The sequence below is a fragment of the Streptomyces sp. Je 1-79 genome, assembly GCF_025195125.1.
GTDB lineage: Bacteria > Actinomycetota > Actinomycetes > Streptomycetales > Streptomycetaceae > Streptomyces.
Genome location: NZ_JAMGSL010000023.1, coordinates 1 through 19,623, shown reverse-complemented (window position 1 = coordinate 19,623; position 19,623 = coordinate 1). Strand labels below are relative to the sequence as shown.

Genomic DNA, 19,623 nt, shown 5'->3' with positions numbered 1-19,623 from the left:
GTCAGTGGGCTGCGGTAGCTTCCCCTCATCGGCACAGCACCGGTGCCGGTGAGGGGCGAGTGGGGTGGACCTGCATGAGTGACCTGGCGACCGAGGACCGGAACTCCGAGCTGGAGAAGTACCGCACAGAGCTGACCGGTTACTGCTATCGGATGCTCGGATCCTCCTTCGAGGCCGAGGACGCCGTCCAGGACACGATGGTCCGCGCCTGGCGTTCCTTCGACTCCTTCGAGGGGCGCTCCAGTCTGCGCTCCTGGCTCTACCGCATCGCGACGAACGTCTGCCTGGACTCGCTCAACGCGGGGAACAGGCGGGCCCGGCCGATGGACCTGACGGCCGCGACGCCCGTCGCCCAGGCCCAGCTGAACGCCCGGCCGGAGATCACGTGGCTGGAGCCGGTCCCGGACGGCCGGGTGCTCCCCTCGGTGGCCGACCCGGCCGAGACCGCGGTGTCCCGCGAGACCGTGCGGCTGGCGTTCGTCGCCGCCCTCCAGCACCTGCCGCCGAAGCAGCGGGCCGTGCTGATCCTGCGCGAGGTGCTCGCCTGGAAGGCCGGCGAGGTCGCCGAGCTGCTCGACACCTCGGTCGCCTCGGTCAACAGCGCGCTCCAGCGGGCGCGCGCGACGATCGCCGAGAACGAGCCGGCGGCCTCGGACCCCGCGGACCCGCTGGACGAGGAGCAGAAGGAGCTCCTGGAGCGCTACGTCGCGGCCTTCGAGGGGTACGACATGAAGGCGCTGACCGCGCTCCTCCACGAGGACGCGACGATGTCCATGCCGCCGTACGACCTGTGGCTGCGCGGCCACGACGACATCGTGGGCTGGATGCTGGGGGTCGGCGACGTCTGCCGGGGCTCGAAGCTGGTGCCGACCGTGGCGAACGGTTCGCCGGCGTTCGCGCACTACCACCCGGACCCGGAGGGCGGTTACAGCCCGTGGGCCCTGATCGTCCTGGAGATGCGGGACGGCAAGGTCGGCGGGATGGACTTCTTCCTGGACACCAAGCGGTGGTTCCCGCTGTTCGACCTTCCGGAGCGCCTGGAGGCGTAGTCAGACGAGGAGGTCGGCGAGCCCGACCAGGCCGAGGAGCAGCCGCAGCTCACGGCCGGCGCCCTCGAACCGCAACCGATGCCCGGCCCGCCCGGCGGTGAGCCGCAGACGGGCGAGGGCGTCGACGGCGGCGAGATCGGCGTGCGCCAGCCCGCCGACGTCGCAGATCACGTCGGCGGGCGGCGCCCCTTCGAGCAGGGCGCACAGCCGGGCGACCTCCTCGGGGGTGGCGCGGGGGGCGAGGGTCAGTACGAGCGGTTGACTGGTGTCCACACCAGGAAGACCCGCGCCGCGGGCGGAACTCATCGGAGCCCCGCAGGGGGCGCCTAGATCGGGAACGTGCCGGTGTCGATCGTCAGGTCGAAGGGGGCGGGGAGGTGGATCTCCTCGCCGAACTTCACGGCGCGCAGCACCCGGTAGACGTCGCTCCGCGGTTCGCCGAACAGGGTCACCGTCGGGCCACCTGGTGCCCACCGATCGATGAGCAGATACAGCGGCACGCCTGCCGTGGCGTATCCCGCCGCTTTACTGATGCGGTCATGGTTGGCGTTCGACTGCGACGTGATCTCGACAACGAGTTCGGCTGCCGTAGCCGGGATGTAGTGGCCAGGTTCGTCGAGAGCCACTTCGGGGGTCACCAACAGGTCTGGAATGTACATCCCCGAGCGCGTCGGGATGGCGACCGCCTGAGTCTGGTAAACGCCCCAATCCTCGGGAATCGCCTGATACAGCCGACGCTGGAGCTTGTTGGCGATGCCGTTGTGCTGGTTGGCGGGCGAAGGCGCCACGGTGATGATCCCCTCGATGATCTCCACCTTGCAGCCCTCGGGCCAGTCCATCTCGTGCCAGAGACGGACGAGGTCGTCCCAGCCCTGCCCGGGCTCGACGGCGAGTGCGCCCATGGTGTGCTCCTCAGTCGGTCGTCACCGATCCCAGCATGCCGAACGGGACCGGTGGCGGTCCACCGGTCCCGTTCACCCGGAATGTGTTAGGGGCATAGTCCTCAGGCGATGCGGTCCAGGACGATCGGGTTCGGGGTGAACGCCGTGCCCTCGGGCGCGATGTCCCAGGAGGCGTCCAGGGACTTCAGGGCGTAGTCGAACTTCTCCGGGGTGTCCGTGTGGAGGGTCAGCAGCGGCTGGCCCGCCGTGACCGTGTCGCCCGGCTTCGCGTGGAGCTCGACGCCCGCGCCCGCCTGCACCGGGTCCTCCTTGCGGGCGCGGCCCGCGCCGAGCCGCCAGGCGGCGATGCCGATGTCGTACGCGTCGAGGCGGGTCAGGACTCCCGAGGAAGAGGCCGTCACGACGTGCTGCTCGCGGGCGACCGGCAGGGTCGCGTCCGGGTCGCCGCCCTGGGCCGCGATCATGCGGCGCCAGACGTCCATCGCCGTACCGTCCGCCAGCGCCTTCGCCGGGTCCGCGTCCTTGATACCGGCCGCGTCGAGCATCTCGCGCGCCAGCGCGATCGTCAGCTCGACGACGTCCGCCGGGCCGCCGCCCGCCAGGACCTCGACCGACTCGCGGACCTCCAGGGCGTTGCCGGCGGTCAGGCCGAGCGGGGTCGACATGTCGGTGAGCAGTGCGACCGTCTTCACGCCGCTGTCCGTGCCCAGGCCGACCATCGTGTGGGCCAGCTCCTGCGCGTCCGCGAGGTTCTTCATGAAGGCGCCGGAGCCGACCTTCACGTCCAGGACCAGCGAACCCGTGCCCTCGGCGATCTTCTTCGACATGATCGAGGAGGCGATCAGCGGGATCGCCTCCACCGTGCCGGTGACGTCGCGCAGCGCGTAGAGCTTCTTGTCCGCGGGCGCCAGGCCGTCGCCCGCCGCGCAGATCACCGCGCCGGTCGTGTCCAGGACGTTCAGCATCTCCTCGTTGGAGAGCAGCGCGCGCCAGCCGGGGATCGACTCCAGCTTGTCGAGCGTGCCGCCGGTGTGGCCGAGGCCCCGGCCCGAGAGCTGCGGGACGGCCGCGCCGCAGGCGGCGACGAGCGGGGCGAGCGGGAGGGTGATCTTGTCGCCGACACCGCCGGTGGAGTGCTTGTCGGAGGTGGGGCGGGAGAGCGAGGAGAAGTCCATGCGCTCGCCGCTCGCGATCATCGCGGCGGTCCAGCGGGCGATCTCCGCGCGGTTCATGCCGTTGAGCAGGATGGCCATGGCCAGGGCGGACATCTGCTCGTCTGCGACCACACCGCGGGTGTAGGCGTCGATGACCCAGTCGATCTGCTCCGGGCTCAGCTCGCCCTTGTCCCGCTTGGTGCGGATGACGGAGATGACGTCCATGGTGGTGCCTCTTTCTACGCGCATAGAGGGGGAAAGGAGGAGCGGCCCTTCCCATCGTGCCGGAAGGGCCGCTCCGCTGTGTTACTTCGCGAGGTGGCCGGGGCCGAAGGCCTGCGGGAGCATCTCGGCCAGCGTGACGAACCCGGCCGGGGTCTCCAGGACGAGTTCGGCGCCGCCGAACTCGTACAGCAGCTGCCGGCACCGTCCGCACGGCACCAGGGGCCCGCCCTGGCCGTCCACGCAGACGAAGTGGGTCAGCCGGCCGCCGCCGGTCGCCTGGAGCTGCGAGACGAGCCCGCACTCCGCGCACAGCCCGATGCCGTACGAGGCGTTCTCCACGTTGCAGCCGGAGACCACCCGTCCGTCGTCGACGAGCGCGGCGGCGCCGACCGGGTAACCGGAGTACGGGGCGTAGGCACGGGACATGGCGTCCCTGGCCGTGACCCGCAGCAGCTCCCAGTCGGGCTCCCGGCCGGCGGGCGTCACTTGCCCTCGCCCTTGCGGTACCGCATGCCGTCCGCCTTGGGCATCCGCAGACGCTGCGCGGAGAGCGACAGCACCAGCAGGGTCACGACGTACGGGGTCGCGCTGACGAACTCGACCGGGACGGTCTCGGTACCGAGGTACCAGATGAAGACGCCGACACCGATGACGATGGCGATCGACGAGGTGATCCAGCGCTTCTTGTACGCCTTCCACGCGGCGATGGCCACGAGCGCGGCGAACAGCAGCAGGAGCAGCGCGTGCACGGACTCGCCGCCGCTGCGCAGCTGGAGCGCGTCGGCGAAGCCGAACAGGCCCGCGCCCATGGCGAGGCCGCCCGGCCGCCAGTTGCCGAAGATCATCGCCGCGAGGCCGATGTAACCGCGGCCGCCGGTCTGGCCCTCGTTGTAGATGTGCGAGGTGACCAGCGAGAGGAAGGCGCCACCGAGACCGGCGAGACCGCCGGAGACGATCACGGCGATGTACTTGTACTTGTAGACGTTGACGCCCAGCGACTCGGCGGCGATCGGGTTCTCACCGCAGGAGCGCAGCCGCAGACCGAACGAGGTCTTCCACAGCACGAAGAACGTGCCGATCACCAGCAGCACGGCGAGGATCGTGACCAGCGAGAGGTTGGTGACCAGACCGCCGAGGATGCCGGCGACGTCCGAGACCAGGAACCAGTGGTGCTTCTCGATGTCGGCCAGCCAGTCGGAGAGACCTGGCACGGTGACCGAGGTGATCTCGTCGGCCGGCGGGGACTGCTTGGGGCTGCCGCCCTTGGCCGCGGCCTCGCCGGTGTTGAACCACAGCTTGGCGAGGTAGGTGGTGAAACCGACGGCCAGGATGTTGATCGCGATGCCCGAGATGATGTGGTCGACGCCGAAGGTGACGGTGGCGACCGCGTGCAGCAGACCGCCGAGCATGCCGCCCACGACGCCGGCGAGGATGCCGAGCCAGGGGCTGGTCTGCCAGCCGGCCCAGGCACCGAAGAAGGTGCCGAGGATCATCATGCCTTCGAGGCCGATGTTGACCACGCCCGCGCGCTCGGCCCACAGACCGCCGAGACCGGCGAGGCCGATCGGCACCGCGAGCGAGAGCGCGGCGCTGATCTGGCCGGCGGAGGTGAGGTCCTGCGCCCCGGTGATGGCCCGGACGGCGGAGAGGGCGATGAGCCCGCCCGCGACGATCAGCAGGATCCAGGGAAGGGAGAGGCGGGTGCGGCCGCCCTTGCCACCGGACGCCTTGGGCGCGGCGGGCGGCGGGGTGGAAGTCGCCGTGGCGGTCACGCCGACACCTCCGTCGAGTTGTTGGAACGGGCCTGGGCCGCGAGCTTCTCGCCGACCTGACGCTGCTGGCGCTTGATGCCGTAGCGGCGGACGACTTCGTAGGCGATGACGACGCAGAGGACGATGACGCCCTGCATGACGCCGACGATCTCCCGGTCGTAGTCCTCGAACTCCAGCTGCTGGCCGCCGCGCTCCAGGAAGGCCCAGAGGATCGCGGCGAGCGCGATGCCGATCGGGTGGTTGCGGCCGAGGAGGGCGATCGCGATACCGGTGAATCCGATGCCGACGGGGAAGCCGCCGCCGTACTCGTACGAGTCGTTGAGCAGGGTCGGCATACCGATCAGACCGGCCATGCCGCCCGAGATCAGCATGGAGGTGACGACCATCTTCTTGACGTTGACACCACTGGCCGCGGCGGCGGTGTCGGACTGGCCGACGGTGCGCAGGTCGAAGCCGAAGCGGGTGCGGGCGAGCGTGAACCAGTACGCGACGCCGGCGATGGCCGCGACGACGACGAAGCCGTAGATCGGGGTCGGCGTGGTCGGGAACTCGAAGAAGTGCGAGGACTCCGGGAGCGCGCTCGTGGCGACCTCGGTGCCGGCCGCGTCCAGGTGGCCGAGGCGGCCGGGCTGGAGCAGGTAGCCGATGATCGCGGTCGCGATGAAGTTCAGCATGATCGTCGAGACGACCTCGCTGACGCCCCGGGTGGTCTTCAGGACACCGGCGATGCCCGCCCACATGGCGCCGACGATCATCGCGGTGATGATGATCAGCGGGATCTGGACGATGCCCGGCAGGGTCAGCGCGCCACCGACGGCGGCGGCGAAGAAGGCCGCGAGACGGTACTGACCGTCGACACCGATGTTGAACAGGTTCATGCGGAAGCCGATGGCCACCGCGACGCCCGCCAGGTAGTACGTCGTCGCCTTGTTGATGATGTAGACCTGGCTGTCCGACTTGATGCCGTAGTCGAACATGATGCCGAAGGCGCTGAACGGCTCCTTGCCGGTGGCCGCGAGCACCAGTGCGGTGATCAGGAAGGCGGCGACGATCGCGAGCAGCGGCGCCGCGATGCCCAGGAGCACCCGCTCCTTGTCGAACTTCTTCATCGGGCCTCGTCCTCCGGGCCGTCGGTGCCCTCAGGGCTCTCATCGTGCTCAAGGTGGCCGGCGGCGGCGCCGGTCATGGCCGAGCCCAGCTCCTCCGGCGTGATGGTCGCCGGGTCGGCGTCGGCGACCAGACGCCCGCGGTACATGACGCGCAGGGTGTCGGAGAGGCCGATCAGCTCGTCGAGGTCGGCGGAGATCAGCAGGACCGCCAGGCCCTCCCGGCGCGCCGCGCGGATCTGGTCCCAGATCTGCGCCTGCGCGCCGACGTCCACGCCACGGGTGGGGTGCGCGGCGATCAGCAGCTTGGGGTCGTGGCTCATCTCGCGGCCGACGATCAGCTTCTGCTGGTTTCCGCCGGACAGGGAGGCAGCGGTGACCTCGATGCCGGGGGTACGGACGTCGTACTCGCGGACGATCCGCTCGGTGTCCTTGCGGGCGGCCTTGAGGTCGAGGATGGCGCCCTTGGAGTTGGGCTTCTCGGTGACGTGGCCGAGGATGCGGTTCTCCCAGAGGGGGGCCTCCAGGAGCAGACCGTGCCGGTGGCGGTCCTCGGGGATGCAGCCGATGCCGTCCTCACGCCGCTTGCGCGTCGGGGCGGACGAGATGTCGGCGCCGTCGAGGGTCACGACACCCCGGTCGGCGTTGCGCATGCCCATGATCGTGTCGACGAGCTCGGACTGGCCGTTGCCCTCGACGCCGGCGATGCCGAGCACCTCACCCTTGTGAATGGTGAGGGTGATGTCGTCGAGGACCGCACGGACCACGCCGTCGGGGTCGACAGCGCTGAGCGACAGATCCTCGACCGTCAGCATCGGCACGTCGGTGACCGTCGACTCGCGGGTCTCCGGGGAGGGCAGCTCGGCGCCGACCATCAGCTCGGCGAGCTGCTTGGTGGTGGTGTGCTGCGGGTCGGCGGTGCCGACCGTGGTGCCGCGCCGGATGACGGTGATCTCGTCGGCCACCGACAGGACCTCGCCCAGCTTGTGCGAGATGAAGATGACCGTCAGGCCCTCGGCCTTGAGCTCGCGCAGGTTGTCGAAGAGCGCGTCGACCTCCTGCGGGACGAGCACGGCGGTCGGCTCGTCGAGGATCAGGGTGCGGGCGCCGCGGTAGAGGACCTTGAGGATCTCCACGCGCTGACGGTCGGCCACACCGAGGTCCTCGACGAGGACGTCGGGACGGACGCCGAGGCCGTACGCGTCGGAGATCTCCTTGATCTTGGCGCGGGCCTTGTCACCGATGCCGTACAGCTTCTCGGAGCCGAGGACGACGTTCTCGAGGACCGTGAGGTTGTCCGCGAGCATGAAGTGCTGGTGCACCATGCCGACGCCGCGGACGATGGCATCGCCGGGGCTGTGGAACGTCACCTGCTCGCCGTCGACCGTGATGGTGCCCTCGTCCGGCTTCTGCATGCCGTAGAGGATCTTCATCAGGGTCGACTTGCCCGCGCCGTTCTCGCCCACGAGGGCGTGCACGGTGCCGCGGCGCACGGTGATGTCGATGTCGTGGTTGGCCACGACTCCGGGGAAACGCTTGGTGATGCCGCGGAGTTCTACGGCGTTCGGACTGCTGGGGCTGGAGGCTTTGATGACGCACTCTCCTAGGCAGGGAGCGTGAGGAGGATTCGGCGGGAGACGCAGGCGCTGTCGGTGGCGAAAAATACCCTGTGGGCCGCGCGCTACGCGCGTAGCATCAGGAAAATCGTTCAACTGCCCGCGGGCATACGCGTGAAGGGGGCCCGGAGTGTCGGCCGAAGCCGCTCTCCGGGCCCCCCTCCGACGGATGTCAGAGGGTCGTGGCGACCTTGATCTGACCGTCGACGATCTTCTTCTTGGCCTCGTCCAGCTTGGCCTGGATGTCCGTGAGGTGGCCACCCGTGGTGGTGAGGGAGACACCGTTCTCGGCGAGCGAGTAGACGTGCGTGCCGGTCAGCGGCTTGCCGTCCTGGACGGACTTGACGAGCTCGAACACACCGGTGTCGACGTTCTTGACGACCGAGGTGAGGATCGAGCCGGCGTACTTCGACAGGGCCGGGTCCTTGGCCTGGTCCGAGTCGACGCCGATCGCCCAGGTGCCGGACTTGGCGGCGACGGCCTCGATGGCGCCGGCGCCGGAACCGCCCGCGGCGGCGTAGATGACGTCGATGCCCTTGTCGAGCATGCCCTTCGCGGCGGCCTTGCCCTTGTCCGGAGCACCGAAGCCGGACATGTCCGTGCCGGTGGACAGGTACTGGATCTGGACCGTGGCGTTCGGGTTGGTGTCCTTGACGCCCTGCTGGAAGCCGGCGGCGAACTTCTTGATCAGCGGGATGTCGACGCCGCCGATGAAGCCGATCTTGCCGTCCTTGGACTTGAGGGCGGCCGCGACACCGGCGAGGTACGAGCCCTGCTCCTCGGTGAAGACGATCGAGTCGACGTTCTTCAGGTCGGAGACCGAGTCGACGAGGCCGAAGGTGGTCTTCGGGAACTTGGCAGCGGTCTTGTCGATCGCGTCCTTGTAGGCGAAGCCGACACCGATGACGGGGTTGTAGCCGCCCTCGGCGAGGGAGGCGAGGCGCTGCTCGCGGTCGGCCGGGGTCTCACCGGTCTTGGCGGTGAGCTCCTTGGTCTCGACACCCAGGTCGGCCTTGGCCTTGTCGAGGCCGCGGGCGGCGGAGTCGTTGAACGAGTTGTCGCCACGACCGCCGACGTCGTAGGCCATACCGACCTTGATGGTGCCCGAGTCGGAACCGGAGTCGGTGGACGACTCACCACAAGCGGTGGCCGTGAGAGCGAGGGCCGCGGTCACTGCGGACGCGGAAACGATCTTGGATACCCGGCGCAAGAGGAGGGTCCCTTCGAGACTGACCGAAAGCGCCTCTTCCGGCGCTGGTTTCGCGTGGATCGTAACGCGCGTAGATGTCAGTTAAAGACCCGTTCATGAGTCGTTATCGGATCGTCGCGAACCGGCCAGGAAGGCCACCGACGGCGTCCGGCCCGGCACGCCCGGTTATACACCCTGGTACCGGGGTTCGGGCTGGTCCCGCGCGACGGCACGCGGGCGGCTGGGCCGGACGGATGAACCGTTCTCCGGCGTGTTCAGAGCCTCGGAGCGGCGTCGATCAGGGCCGCGGCGGTGAAGAGCTCGACGCCGACCTCGATCGCCGCCTCGTCCACGTCGAAGTCGCCGCGGTGGAGGTCCCGGCGTGTCGGGTCACCAGGGGTACGGACGCCCAGGCGGGCCATGGCGCCCGGGACATGCTCCAGGTACCAGGAGAAGTCCTCGCCGCCCAGGCTCTGCTCGGTGTCCTCCACCTGCTCCGCTCCGCGGCGGGCGGTCATGGCGTCGCGGAGCAGCTCGGTGATGACCGGGTCGTTGACGACCGGCGGGACTCCGCGCACGTAGTTGATGGTCGACTTGGCGCGGTGGAGGGTGGCGATCTCGTCGATCGCGGCGTGCACCAGGTCCGGGGCCTCGCGCCAGCCGGGGAGGTCGAGGCAGCGGACGGTGCCGGAGAGCTCGGCGTGCTGCGGGATGACGTTGCAGGCGTGGCCGGCCTCGATACGGCCCCAGGTCACCGCGAGCCCGGAACGGGCGTCCACCCGGCGGGCGAGCAGCGCGGGGACGTCGACGGCGATCCGGGCGGCGGCGGTGACCAGGTCGGTGGTGAGGTGCGGGCGGGCCGTGTGGCCGCCGGGGCCGTCGAGGGTGACCTCGAGCCGGTCGCAGGCGGAGGTGATGGGCCCGGGGCGCAGGCCGATCCGGCCGGCGTCCACCTTCGGGTCGCAGTGCACGGCGATGATCCGGCCGACCCCGTCCAGTACCCCGGACTCGATGGCGTCGGCGGCGCCGCCGGGCAGCACCTCCTCGGCGGGCTGGAAGATCAGCCGTACGGCGTTGGGAAGCAGCCCCTGCCGGTCGAGCTCGGCGAGGACCAGCCCGGCGCCCAGGACGGTCGTGGTGTGGACGTCGTGACCGCAGGCGTGGGCGCGGTTGGGCACGGTGGAGCGGTACGGGACGGTCTTCACGTCCGGGATGGGCAGCGCGTCGATGTCGGCGCGGATCGCCAGCATGGGCCGCTCGCGGTTCCAGGTGCCGATGTCGCACACCAGGCCGGTGCCCGTGGCGAGGATCCTGGGCATGAGTCCCGCGGCCTCGAGACGGGCCTTGAGGGCCGCGGTCGTACGGAACTCCTGGTTGCCGAGCTCGGGGTGCATGTGCAAGTCGCGGCGGAAGGCGATCAGTTCGGCGCGCAGCGACGGGGACAGCGTTCCGGGCAGAGCGACGGAGCCGGGCTCACGGGACTTCAACTGGTTCACCTTTTGAAGGGTAGGCCCCTTCAGAGATCAACTGCCCGTTGATCACGAAAAGTTCAGCCCGTTAGGGGAAAGAATCTCGGTTTACCAGGCTTGACGACCATCCCGTGTGGGTAAGCTCACCCGAATTCGAGCCGTTGTGAGGACTGTGCGGTGAGGCGGTCGACCTCGTGGGCCGCCGTGCCCGCGACACCGGCCAGGAAGCCCTGCGCCCGCGGGGACGCGTTCTCCTTGAGCCACTCGGGCGCGATCTCGCAGACGGCGACCTTCACCCCCGTGCCGGCCAGGGCCAGCGGCAGGGTGTGTACGACGGTCGAGGGAAAACTGACCACCGTACGGCCGATCGGGCCACGCCGGGCGATCAGCTCCAGCGGCAGGTCGGGCCGGACGATCTCCAGACCGGTCTCCACGGCGATCCGGTGCAGCTTCTCGGTGGCCTCACGGCGGTGCGCGAAGTAACGGGTGGCGCCGTGGGTACGGGCCAGCTCGGCGACGACCCCCGCGTACTGGTCGGGATCGACCACACCCGTCTCGACCAGCGAGGTGCCGACCAGGTCCGCGCCCTTGGTGAGGCGGGGCGGGCCGAACCGGGACCGGGTCCAGGCGAAGGTGTTCGGGGTGACGGTGGTGCCGGGCGGCGGTTCGACCGGGAGCGAGGTGAAGATCTCGACGGTACGGCGCGGGGTGGGGGCGAGCTTGCGGCGCGCGGCGGCGGTGACCGGGGCGAGCGCGAACTCGCGGGGCCCCCGGCTGCCGCGCCGGTGCCAGCGCACCAGCCGCTCGCCACGGGCTAGTTGGGCGGCGTACTCCATGGTCGCGGTGCCGTCGTCGACGACGGTCAGCCGCTTCGGCGCGAAGAGCGTGAGCAGGAGCTGGACGTAGCGGGAGAACGGGTCCCCGACGATCACGCGCTCCGCCGTCCGCAGCAGCGGAGCGAGCTCCCGCAGCGTCCGCAGGAGGGAGCCGCGGGCGCCGCGGGCCTCCTGCCAGTGGACCGTGAACCCGTCGTCGCGGGCCAGCTGGGCCATCCGGCGCAGCTGGCCGCGCGACATGGGGTCGGTCGGCGAGAGCACGACGAGGGTGAGGTCCGCCGGGGCCCCCGCCGGACCCGCCCCGCCAAGAGGAGGGGCGGAGTCCGGCTCCTGGGAGCCGGCGGGTGTCGCGGCCCCCCGGCCGTCGGGGGCGGTCGTGCCCCCGACGGCGAGGGACTGGGCGTGCGCCCACTCCAGGACGTTCAGGAGCTGCACCGGGCTCTCGACGAACGCCAGCCGGCCGGTCATGCGGCGACAGACCCCTGGACCCGGCGGAGCTTCTTCATGGGGCCGAGCTCCGACTCGTAGACCTTCTTGACGCCGTCACCGAGCGCGGTCTCGATGGTGCGGATGTCGCGGACCAGGCGCTGCAGGCCCTGCGGCTCGACGGAGGCGGCCTGGTCGGAGCCCCACATGGCGCGGTCGAGGGTGATGTGACGCTCGACGAAGGTGGCGCCGAGCGCGACGGCGGCCAGCGTGGTCTGGAGGCCCGTCTCGTGGCCGGAGTAGCCGATCGGGACGTTCGGGTACTCCTCCTTCAGCGTGTTGATCACGGTGAGGTTGAGCTCCTCGGCCTTCGCCGGGTACGTGGACGTCGCGTGGCAGAGCAGGATGTTGTCGCTGCCCAGGACCTCGACGGCGTGGCGGATCTGCTTCGGCGTCGACATGCCCGTGGAGAGGATGACCGTACGGCCGGTGGCGCGCAGCGAGCGCAGCAGCTCGTCGTCGGTGAGGGAGGCGGAGGCGACCTTGTGGGCCGGGACGTCGAACTTCTCCAGGAAGGTGACGGCCTCGGTGTCCCACGGGGAGGCGAACCAGTCGATGCCGCGCTTCTCGCAGTGCTCGTCGATGGCGCGGTACTCGTCCTCGCCGAACTCCACGCGGTGGCGGTAGTCGATGTAGGTCATCCGGCCCCAGGGGGTGTCGCGCTCGATGTCCCACTGGTCGCGCGGGGTGCAGATCTCGGGCGTGCGCTTCTGGAACTTCACGGCGTCGCAGCCGGCCTCGGCGGCCACGTCGATCAGCGCGAGGGCGTTCTCGAGGTCGCCGTTGTGGTTGATGCCGATCTCACCGGTGATGTAGACGGGGTGGCCGGGGCCCGCGGTCTTGCTGCCGAAGGTGCGGAGGCGAGTGGTCATGGTTCTGGTGTTCCTTAGGAGTTGGGGGTGTGGAGCTCGGGTCCGAGAAGCCAGGCCGCGATCTCGCGGACGGCTCCGGAGCCACCGGGGGTGAGGGTCACCGCACGGGCGGCGGCCCGTACGGAGTCGTGCGCGCTCGCCACCGCGACGGGCCAGCCGACGAGGTGGAAGCACGGAAGGTCGTTGACGTCGTTGCCGGCGTAGAGGACGCGCTGCGGGTCGATGCCCTGTTCCTCGCACCACTGCTTGAGGGCGAGGTCCTTGCGGTCGATGCCGTGCAGGACGGGGATCCTGAGCTTGCGGGCCCGGGCGGCGACGACGGCGTTCTGCTCGGTCGAGAGGATCAGGACCGGCATGCCGGCGCGGCGCAGGGCGGCGATGCCGAGGCCGTCGCCGCGGTGCGCGGAGACGAACTCGTGCCCCTCGGAGTCGAGGTGGACACGGTCGTCGGTCTGCGTGCCGTCGAAGTCGAGGACCACGGCGTCGACCTCGTCGAAGCCGGGCGTGACCGGGGTGTCGAGCAGCGGCGCGAGCGCCTGGGCACGGGCCAGGTCGTGCGGGTCGTCGATCTCCAGGACCCGGGCGGGATCGGTGACGACGAGGCCGGTGGTGCCGAAGAAGCGGTGCCGGTGGGTACGGAAGCCCTCGGCGGTCATCGCGTAGACGGCGCCGGTCTCCAGGTACTCGGCCTCCCGGTCCTGCCGGCGGGGGCGGTGCGCCTTGTCGTGGTTGACGCCGTAGCCGCCCCCCGCGCCGGTGTCGTCGAGCTCCTCGCGCCAGAGGAAGCCGTGGCTCGGGGCCACCGTCAGGGCGGTGTCGGCCGCGCCCGAGGCGACGCGCTCGGCGGCCTCGTTCACCTCGCCCGCCGTGATGAAGGGGCTCGTGCACTGGACGAGGAGGACCACGTCCGCGCGGCGCCCGCTGGTCGCCTCGAAGGCGTCCATCGCGTGCAGGACGGCCGACTCGCTGGTCGCCGTGTCGCCCGCGATAGCGGCCGGGCGGTGGATCGCCTCCGCGCCGGCCGCGCGGGCCGCCGAGGCGATCGCCGCGTCGTCCGTGGAGACGACGACGTCCGTGACCAGGGGGGCACCGAGACACGCGCGGACCGCGCGGGAGACCAGGGGGACGCCGGCGACCGGAGCCAGGTTCTTGGCGGGGACGCCCTTGGAACCGCCCCGCGCGGGGATGACGGCAAGCACGGTCGTGGACATCACAGTTCTCCAAGGCGGCGGATGACGGGGGCCACGCGCTGCACGCCGTGGCGGTACGCGCCCCGCGCCGCCTCCCGGACGATCCGGCGCAGCCCGCTGTCGCGGGGTGCCGCCGCCGTCACGTCGAGGCGGTGGCGGGCGAGGATCCCGGGCAGGTAGCCGGGGGCCGTCTCCGCTGTGTAGTAGGGGTCGATCGGGGGCAGCGCCGGACCGGCGAGCAGCTCGGCGACCCGGTCACGGGCCGCGTCGAAGGCCTTCTCGTAGCCTCCGTCGGACGCCACGCCCTGCCGGGCGAGCCACTCCTCGTCCGGCTCCGGGCGCACGTCCGCGTCGAGCCGGTCGAAGGAGGTGAGCAGCCCCGAGCCGATGAAGTGGTGGTTGCCGAGGACCTCGCGCACGCCCATGTCGCTGAGGATCGCCGTGGGGATCCGCCGGTGGAGCGCTTCGAGCGCGGCCGTCGAGGAGACCGTGACCAGCAGGTCGGTGCGGTCCAGGACCTCGCCCATGTGTCCGTACACCAGACGGAAGTTGGGCGGGGTCTCCAGGTCGCGCACCAGCTTCTGGTACGGCAGCTCCTCCAGGTGCGTCGTGTGCTCGCCCGGCTTGGAGCGGAGCTTGAGCAGCACCTCCCGCGCCGGATGCAGCCGGGCGTGCTCGACGAGCCTGCGGAGCAGGTACGCGCGGTCGGCGCGGGTGACCGGCACGGACGGCTGGGCGGCGAAGACGAGGGTGTCCCGGCCGGCCTCGGGGGCGTAGGGCGCACCGCCGAGGAACGGCAGCGCGGCCTCCACCACCGACGAGGCGTCGGCGCCCACTCCTTCGTACACGGCGCGGAAACGCTCCGCGTCGTGGCGGGAGTTGGCGAGGACGACGTCCGCGCCGTGGCGCAGCAGGAGGCCGTCGGCGAGCTTCTCGTAGACGACTCCGACATAACCGGTGACGATCACCGGGCGGCGTTCCAGGCCCAGTTCGGCGATCCCCTGGAGGACCGCGCGGACCGTGCCGCCGACGAGGGCGAGCACGACGAGGTCGTACTCCCCGTCCCGTACCTCACGAAGGAACTCCGCGCCCGTCACCTCGCGCGGGGGCGTCGTGGACACCCCGGTCTCGGCGAGCTGCCGCGCGGTGGGCGTGGCCCGGCCCCGCAGGACGAAGCCGGTGGGCTCGGCGGCCGCGATGCGGCGCGCGGTGAGCGCGCCCCATTTCCACCGGGTGTCGGAGTCGGCGAGTACGGCGACGCGCACTCGTTCATGGGTACGTGATGGCACGTCGAGGACGCTAGAAGGGCATTTTGTTTCCCGGCCCAACTGAGCCACAACAAACGGTGAACAGAGCATCTCCGCACGCTGAAAACGGCCGGGATCGGGGGCGGTTAAGCCGCCCGCCTCTTCGTGTTCACCGAACATCCCTCTGTCGGCCAGAACGAATGCCGGGGCGGCGCCTAGCGTCGGCCGGGTGGTCAAGCTCTCCGTCGTCGTGCCGTTCTTCAACGTGCAGACATACGCCCCCGACACCCTGACAAGCCTGCGCGCGAACGCCCGCGAGGACTTCGAATTCCTTCTCGTCGACGACTGCTCGACGGACGGAACGCCGGAGATCCTCGACCGGGCCGCGCGCGAGATCCCGGGGGCCGTCCTGCTCCGGCACGAGAAGAACGAGGGGCTCGCCACCGCGCGGAACACCGGCCTCGACGCCGCCCGCGGCCGCTACCTCGCCTTCCTCGACGGCGACGACTGGCTCGCCCCCGGTCATCTGTCCCGCCTGGTGACGGCCATGGAGGAGCTGGACTGCGACTTCCTGCGCACCGACCACGTGGTGAACACGGACCGGAGCCGGTCGGTGAAGCGCGCCCCGATCGCGCGACGGGGCGAGCTGCTGCGCCCCCGGGACGCGATCCTGCCGGCCCACCGGACGACCTCGGTCGACTACCCGTACGCCTGGGCGGGGATGTACCACCGAAGGCTGCTCGACCGCGGGCTGCTCCACTTCACCCCCGGGCTGCGGACGGCGGAGGACCGGCCGTGGATCTGGAAGCTGCACCGGGAGGCGGACTCCTTCGCCGCGGTGAGCACGCTCGGGATCTTCTACCGGCGGGGAGTCTCCACCTCGCTCACGCAGATCGGCGATATCCGCCAGCTCGATTTCATCCGGGCCTTCGACCAGGTGATCGAGGAAACAGCGAACGACGTGGACGCGGACCGGCTTCTTCCGAAAGCCGTGCGTACCTATTGCGCCCTCATTTCGCACCACGTCTCCTCCATTGGACGATTCGAACCGGCGGTGGCGAAGAAATTGCGGTCGATGAGTGCGGCGGCGCTTCGGCGCATGCCGCAGGACGTGCTCGGCGAGGCCCTGTCCTCGATGGACGAGGAGCGGGCGGGCGTGCTGCGCAAGCTGCGCCGCCGCCGCGCGGGCTCCCCCGCCCCGACCGCGGGTTCGGGGGCCGCCGCGTGAGGACCACCCAGATCTTCTACGCGTCCACGCTCTACGGCGCGACGACGCTCGCCGCCGCCCTGGACAGCGGCTGCTTCGGCCCGGCCGACCGGCGGCTGCTGCTCGTCGGCAACAACGCGGCGGTACCGGAGACCACGCCCGCCCTCGACGCGATGCCCGGCTTCGAGCGGCTGCGCGGCCGCTTCGACGAGGTGCTGTCCTGGAACGAGGCGATCTCGCCGCTCCACCCGGCCGGCTGGACGCCCCGCGCGGACGACGTGCCGCTGCTCGAACGCCATCTGCGGCTGCTGTGGGGGCTCGGCGACGACCGGATCGAACTCGCCCTGGAGTCGGTGCAGGTGGCGCCGGCGCTGACGATCGCCCGGCTCTTCCCCGAGGCGGCGCTCGACGTGTACGCCGACGGTCTGATGAGCTACGGCCCGACCCGTAACAAGATCGACCCGCTGGTGGGCGACCGGGTGCGGCGGCTGCTCCATCTGGACCTGGTGCCCGGGCTCGCGCCCCTGCTGCTCGGCGAGTTCGGGCCGACGGCCGAGGTGGTGGAGACGGAGGCCTTCACCAAGGTGGTCGCGGAGCTCGCCGACTCCGCCGGCCCCGCCGCCGGGGAGGAGGGCCCGGCGCTGCTGCTCGGCCAGTACCTGGCGGCGCTCTCCCTGCTCACCCCGGCCGAGGAGGAGGAGCTGCACGTACGGATGGTCCGCGGCGCGATCGCGCGCGGGCACCGGCGGCTCGTCTTCAAACCGCACCCCACCGCGCCGGACGCCTGGACGCGGCGGCTCGCGCGGGAGGCGGAGGCGCTCGGCGCCGAACTGACCGTACTCGACCGGCCGGTGCTCGCCGAGGTGGTGTACCGGGAGCAGCGTCCCGCGCTGGTGGTGGGCTGCTTCTCGACGGCGCTGATGACGGCGCACGCCTTCTACGGGATCCCGGTGGCCCGGGTCGGCACCCGGACGCTCCTGGAGCGGCTGACCCCGTTCCAGAACAGCAACCGCGTCCCGGCCACCCTCGTCGACGTGCTCGTCCCCGACCTGGAGGAGAGCGGGGCGCCGGCCTCCCTCCCGGACGAGGAGGCCCTGAAGGGTCTGGTCGCGGCGGTCGGCTTCGCGATGCAGCCCAGGATCCGGCCGGATCTACGGGGGGCGGCGGTGGCCCATCTGTCGGGGCCGCTCGCGGAGCGGACGCGGCACTGCTTCAAGCGCCGCCGTCTCACCGTCCTGGGCCTCCCGGGCGGTCTCCCGGTCCCCCGCCACCCCAGGGTCCGCCGCCTCGCCCGCCGCGCGCTGAAGCTGAAGCGGGCGCTGGCGAAATGAGGTGGAGGTGGGGCCCGCCCGGCGAGCGTCCGGGCGGGCCCCACCTCCTGTTCGCGCCGGGCGCGGGCCGTTCGACGCCGGGCGCGGGTCGTTCGACGTCAGGCGAGTCGTTGACGTCGGGCGCGGGTCGCTCGGCGCGCCACGCGCGGGTCGTTCGCGCTAGGCGCGGGTGACGGGCTCCTGGAGTTCCGTCACCCACTTCGCGCGGTCTTCCGGGACTTCCAGGTACAGCTCGCGGGAGTACCCCGTCGAGCGGTAGCCGTTGGCGTCGATCCAGGTGGCCAGGGTCTGGACGGTCGGCAGGAGCTCCTCCATCGGCCCCCTGTGCACGACGGTCGCCGCCTCGTCCAGCCCGGGCAGCACGACGATGTCGACGCCGGCCACCTCCTCCGTACCCGCCGGGACGGTCATCCCCGCGTGGACGACGACCGAGCCGTCACCCCGCCCCGCGTCCTCGTAGTACGCGATCCCGGGGCCGAACCCCGTGATTCCCGCCGCCTCCAGGCGCCCGCACAGCTGCTCGTACAGCGGCTGGATGACCGGGCCGATCTCCCCGGGGCCGAACCCGGCCGCCACCCCGCTCAGCTCGGCGAGCCGTACCGGCGGAATGCTCTTGATCACGACGTCCTGCGTGGGCATGTGCCCCTCGCTCTCGATGGCTCGGAGCCGCGCGCCGACCTGGGCCAGCCGTCCCGCCGCCTCCGCCAGGGCCGTCTCCAGCTCGGCCTGGCGCAGGCGCAGCATGCCGCGCAGCTCCTCCGCGCCGATCTGCTCGTCGAGGATCGACCCCACCTGTTCGAGGGTGAAGCCGAGCTCCTTGAGCGCGATGACGCGGTTGAGGCGGGCGAGCTGGTCCGCCTCGTAGAAGCGGTAGCCGCTGTGGGGGTCGACGTGGGCCGGGCGCAGCAGTCCGATGGCGTCGTAGTGGCGCAGCATCCGGACCGACACCCGCCCGTGCCGGGCGAAGTCTCCGATGGTGAACATGACGACTCCTACGGAACGGCCTCACACCGTGTCAGGGTCAAGCGGCGCTGCTGAGCGAGAGTTTCGCGGCGAAGCCGAGGAAGAGCGCGCCCGCCGCGGAGGTCGCCCCCGCCGAGAGCCGCCTGCGGCGCCGGAACGCGGTGGCGAGCCGGGTGCCGCCGAATATCAGCATCGTGAGGTAGAGGAAGCTGCTGATCTGGAGCAGCGTGCCGAGGACGAGGAAGGACAGCGCCGGATAGGCGTATCCCGGGTCCACGAACTGCACGAAGAACGAGATCAGGAAGAGGATCGCCTTCGGGTTGAAGAGGCTGATGATCAGCGCCCGGCGGTACGGGTGCTCTCCCGGCGCCGTCGGGGCCTGTGCGGGCTCCTCGGCGGACGCGGCGCGCTCCTCGTCCCGGCCGCGCCACATCGACCACGCCGTCCGCAGCATCCCGTACGCCATCCAGGCCAGATAGCCCGCGCCCGCGTACTTCACGATCATGAAGAGCAGGGGCGTGGTCTGGAGCAGCGAGGCGGCGCCGAGCGCGGCCAGCGTCATCAGGACCGCGTCGCCGGTGAAGACGCCGGCGGCGGCCTTGTACCCGGTCCGGGTGCCCTTGCGGGCGGCGACGGACAGCACGTACAGCGAGTTCGGCCCCGGCAGAAGGATGATGAGGACGAGACCCACGAGATAGGTCGGAAGATCGGTGACACCCAGCATGGATCGGAGTGTCGCACGCGGGTACGACACTCCGCCCGTGTGTTTCGTATCGCGGAAGATCAGAACGCGTCGGTCGGGACGTACGTGCCCCAGACCTCGCGCAGCGCGTGGCAGACCTCGCCGACCGTGGCCCGGGCCTTGAGGGCGTCCTTCATCGGGTAGAGCACGTTGTCCGTGCCCTCGGCGGCCTTCTTCAGCGCGGCGAGCGCCGTGTCGACGGCCGCCCGGTCGCGGTCGGCGCGCAGCCGTGCAAGGCGTTCGGCCTGCTGGGCCTCGATCGCCGGG

General features: G+C 71.0%; 19 protein-coding genes. 3 read left to right on the top strand and 16 right to left on the bottom strand.

The window, feature by feature from the left end:
• The first annotated feature begins 74 nt into the window (after nt 1-74).
• A complete protein-coding gene (locus M5362_RS32290) occupies nt 75-1,049 on the top strand; it encodes a sigma-70 family RNA polymerase sigma factor (protein ID WP_260231499.1) in 975 nt (324 codons plus the stop codon).
• Here M5362_RS32290 and M5362_RS32285 read toward each other — a convergent pair whose 3' ends face one another.
• From M5362_RS32285 to M5362_RS32225, 13 genes are all read right to left on the bottom strand, one after another.
• Nucleotides 1,050-1,355: an STAS domain-containing protein gene (locus M5362_RS32285; RefSeq protein WP_260231494.1), complete on the bottom strand. Its 306-nt coding sequence runs from the start codon at nt 1,353-1,355 to the stop codon at nt 1,050-1,052.
• Nucleotides 1,356-1,375: 20 nt separating this feature from the next.
• Nucleotides 1,376-1,951, bottom strand: a complete 576-nt coding sequence (locus M5362_RS32280) for a Uma2 family endonuclease (RefSeq protein WP_260231493.1) — start codon at nt 1,949-1,951, stop codon at nt 1,376-1,378.
• A 101-nt stretch (nt 1,952-2,052) separates the two neighbouring features.
• The gene (locus M5362_RS32275) at nt 2,053-3,330 is read right to left on the bottom strand and encodes a thymidine phosphorylase (RefSeq protein ID WP_260231491.1); all 1,278 of its coding nucleotides are present in this window, start codon (nt 3,328-3,330) and stop codon (nt 2,053-2,055) included.
• Nucleotides 3,331-3,411: 81 nt separating this feature from the next.
• On the bottom strand, nt 3,412-3,816 hold the full coding sequence (locus M5362_RS32270) for a cytidine deaminase (protein WP_260231489.1): 405 nt from the start codon (nt 3,814-3,816) through the stop codon (nt 3,412-3,414).
• Nucleotides 3,813-5,102, bottom strand: coding sequence for an ABC transporter permease (locus tag M5362_RS32265; protein ID WP_260231488.1), 1,290 nt, complete (start codon nt 5,100-5,102; stop codon nt 3,813-3,815). Before M5362_RS32265 ends, M5362_RS32270 begins: the two co-directional genes overlap by 4 nt.
• Entirely contained in the window at nt 5,099-6,211 is a 1,113-nt protein-coding gene (locus tag M5362_RS32260) for an ABC transporter permease (RefSeq protein ID WP_260231486.1), read from the bottom strand. The genes M5362_RS32265 and M5362_RS32260 overlap by 4 nt, the downstream gene beginning before the upstream one ends.
• Nucleotides 6,208-7,800 carry an ABC transporter ATP-binding protein gene (locus M5362_RS32255; protein ID WP_260231536.1) on the bottom strand — a complete coding sequence of 531 codons (1,593 nt, stop codon included), beginning with the start codon at nt 7,798-7,800 and terminating at the stop codon, nt 6,208-6,210. Before M5362_RS32255 ends, M5362_RS32260 begins: the two co-directional genes overlap by 4 nt.
• A gap of 196 nt (nt 7,801-7,996) precedes the next feature.
• On the bottom strand, nt 7,997-9,034 hold the full coding sequence (locus M5362_RS32250; protein ID WP_260231484.1) for a BMP family protein: 1,038 nt from the start codon (nt 9,032-9,034) through the stop codon (nt 7,997-7,999).
• A 254-nt stretch (nt 9,035-9,288) separates the two neighbouring features.
• A complete protein-coding gene (locus tag M5362_RS32245; RefSeq protein ID WP_260231483.1) occupies nt 9,289-10,509 on the bottom strand; it encodes a M20 family metallopeptidase in 1,221 nt (406 codons plus the stop codon).
• Nucleotides 10,510-10,625: 116 nt separating this feature from the next.
• On the bottom strand, nt 10,626-11,786 hold the full coding sequence (locus tag M5362_RS32240; RefSeq protein ID WP_260231482.1) for a hypothetical protein: 1,161 nt from the start codon (nt 11,784-11,786) through the stop codon (nt 10,626-10,628).
• A complete protein-coding gene (locus M5362_RS32235; protein WP_260231480.1) occupies nt 11,783-12,676 on the bottom strand; it encodes an N-acetylneuraminate synthase family protein in 894 nt (297 codons plus the stop codon). Before M5362_RS32235 ends, M5362_RS32240 begins: the two co-directional genes overlap by 4 nt.
• Nucleotides 12,677-12,690: 14 nt before the next feature.
• A complete protein-coding gene (locus M5362_RS32230) occupies nt 12,691-13,887 on the bottom strand; it encodes an acylneuraminate cytidylyltransferase (RefSeq protein ID WP_260231479.1) in 1,197 nt (398 codons plus the stop codon).
• The gene (locus tag M5362_RS32225; RefSeq protein WP_260231478.1) at nt 13,887-15,155 is read right to left on the bottom strand and encodes a DUF6716 putative glycosyltransferase; all 1,269 of its coding nucleotides are present in this window, start codon (nt 15,153-15,155) and stop codon (nt 13,887-13,889) included. Before M5362_RS32225 ends, M5362_RS32230 begins: the two co-directional genes overlap by 1 nt.
• A gap of 187 nt (nt 15,156-15,342) precedes the next feature.
• On the opposite strand from M5362_RS32225, the gene M5362_RS32220 reads away from it, so the two are divergent.
• Together M5362_RS32220 and M5362_RS32215 are read left to right on the top strand one after the other, a co-directional pair.
• Entirely contained in the window at nt 15,343-16,341 is a 999-nt protein-coding gene (locus M5362_RS32220; protein ID WP_260231477.1) for a glycosyltransferase family 2 protein, read from the top strand.
• Nucleotides 16,338-17,651, top strand: a complete 1,314-nt coding sequence (locus M5362_RS32215) for an alpha-2,8-polysialyltransferase family protein (protein ID WP_260231476.1) — start codon at nt 16,338-16,340, stop codon at nt 17,649-17,651. The genes M5362_RS32220 and M5362_RS32215 overlap by 4 nt, the downstream gene beginning before the upstream one ends.
• A 159-nt stretch (nt 17,652-17,810) precedes the next feature.
• On the opposite strand, the gene M5362_RS32210 is transcribed toward M5362_RS32215, so the two are convergent.
• The 3 genes from M5362_RS32210 to M5362_RS32200 all read right to left on the bottom strand — a co-directional run.
• Complete coding sequence (locus tag M5362_RS32210; protein WP_260231474.1) at nt 17,811-18,635, bottom strand: MerR family transcriptional regulator; 825 nt, start codon at nt 18,633-18,635, stop codon at nt 17,811-17,813.
• A gap of 37 nt (nt 18,636-18,672) precedes the next feature.
• The gene (leuE, locus tag M5362_RS32205) at nt 18,673-19,338 is read right to left on the bottom strand and encodes a leucine efflux protein LeuE (RefSeq protein ID WP_260231472.1); all 666 of its coding nucleotides are present in this window, start codon (nt 19,336-19,338) and stop codon (nt 18,673-18,675) included.
• Between the two features lie 59 nt (nt 19,339-19,397).
• On the bottom strand, nt 19,398-19,623 hold a 226-nt coding region (locus tag M5362_RS32200), incomplete at its 5' end, for a methylmalonyl-CoA mutase family protein (protein WP_260231468.1).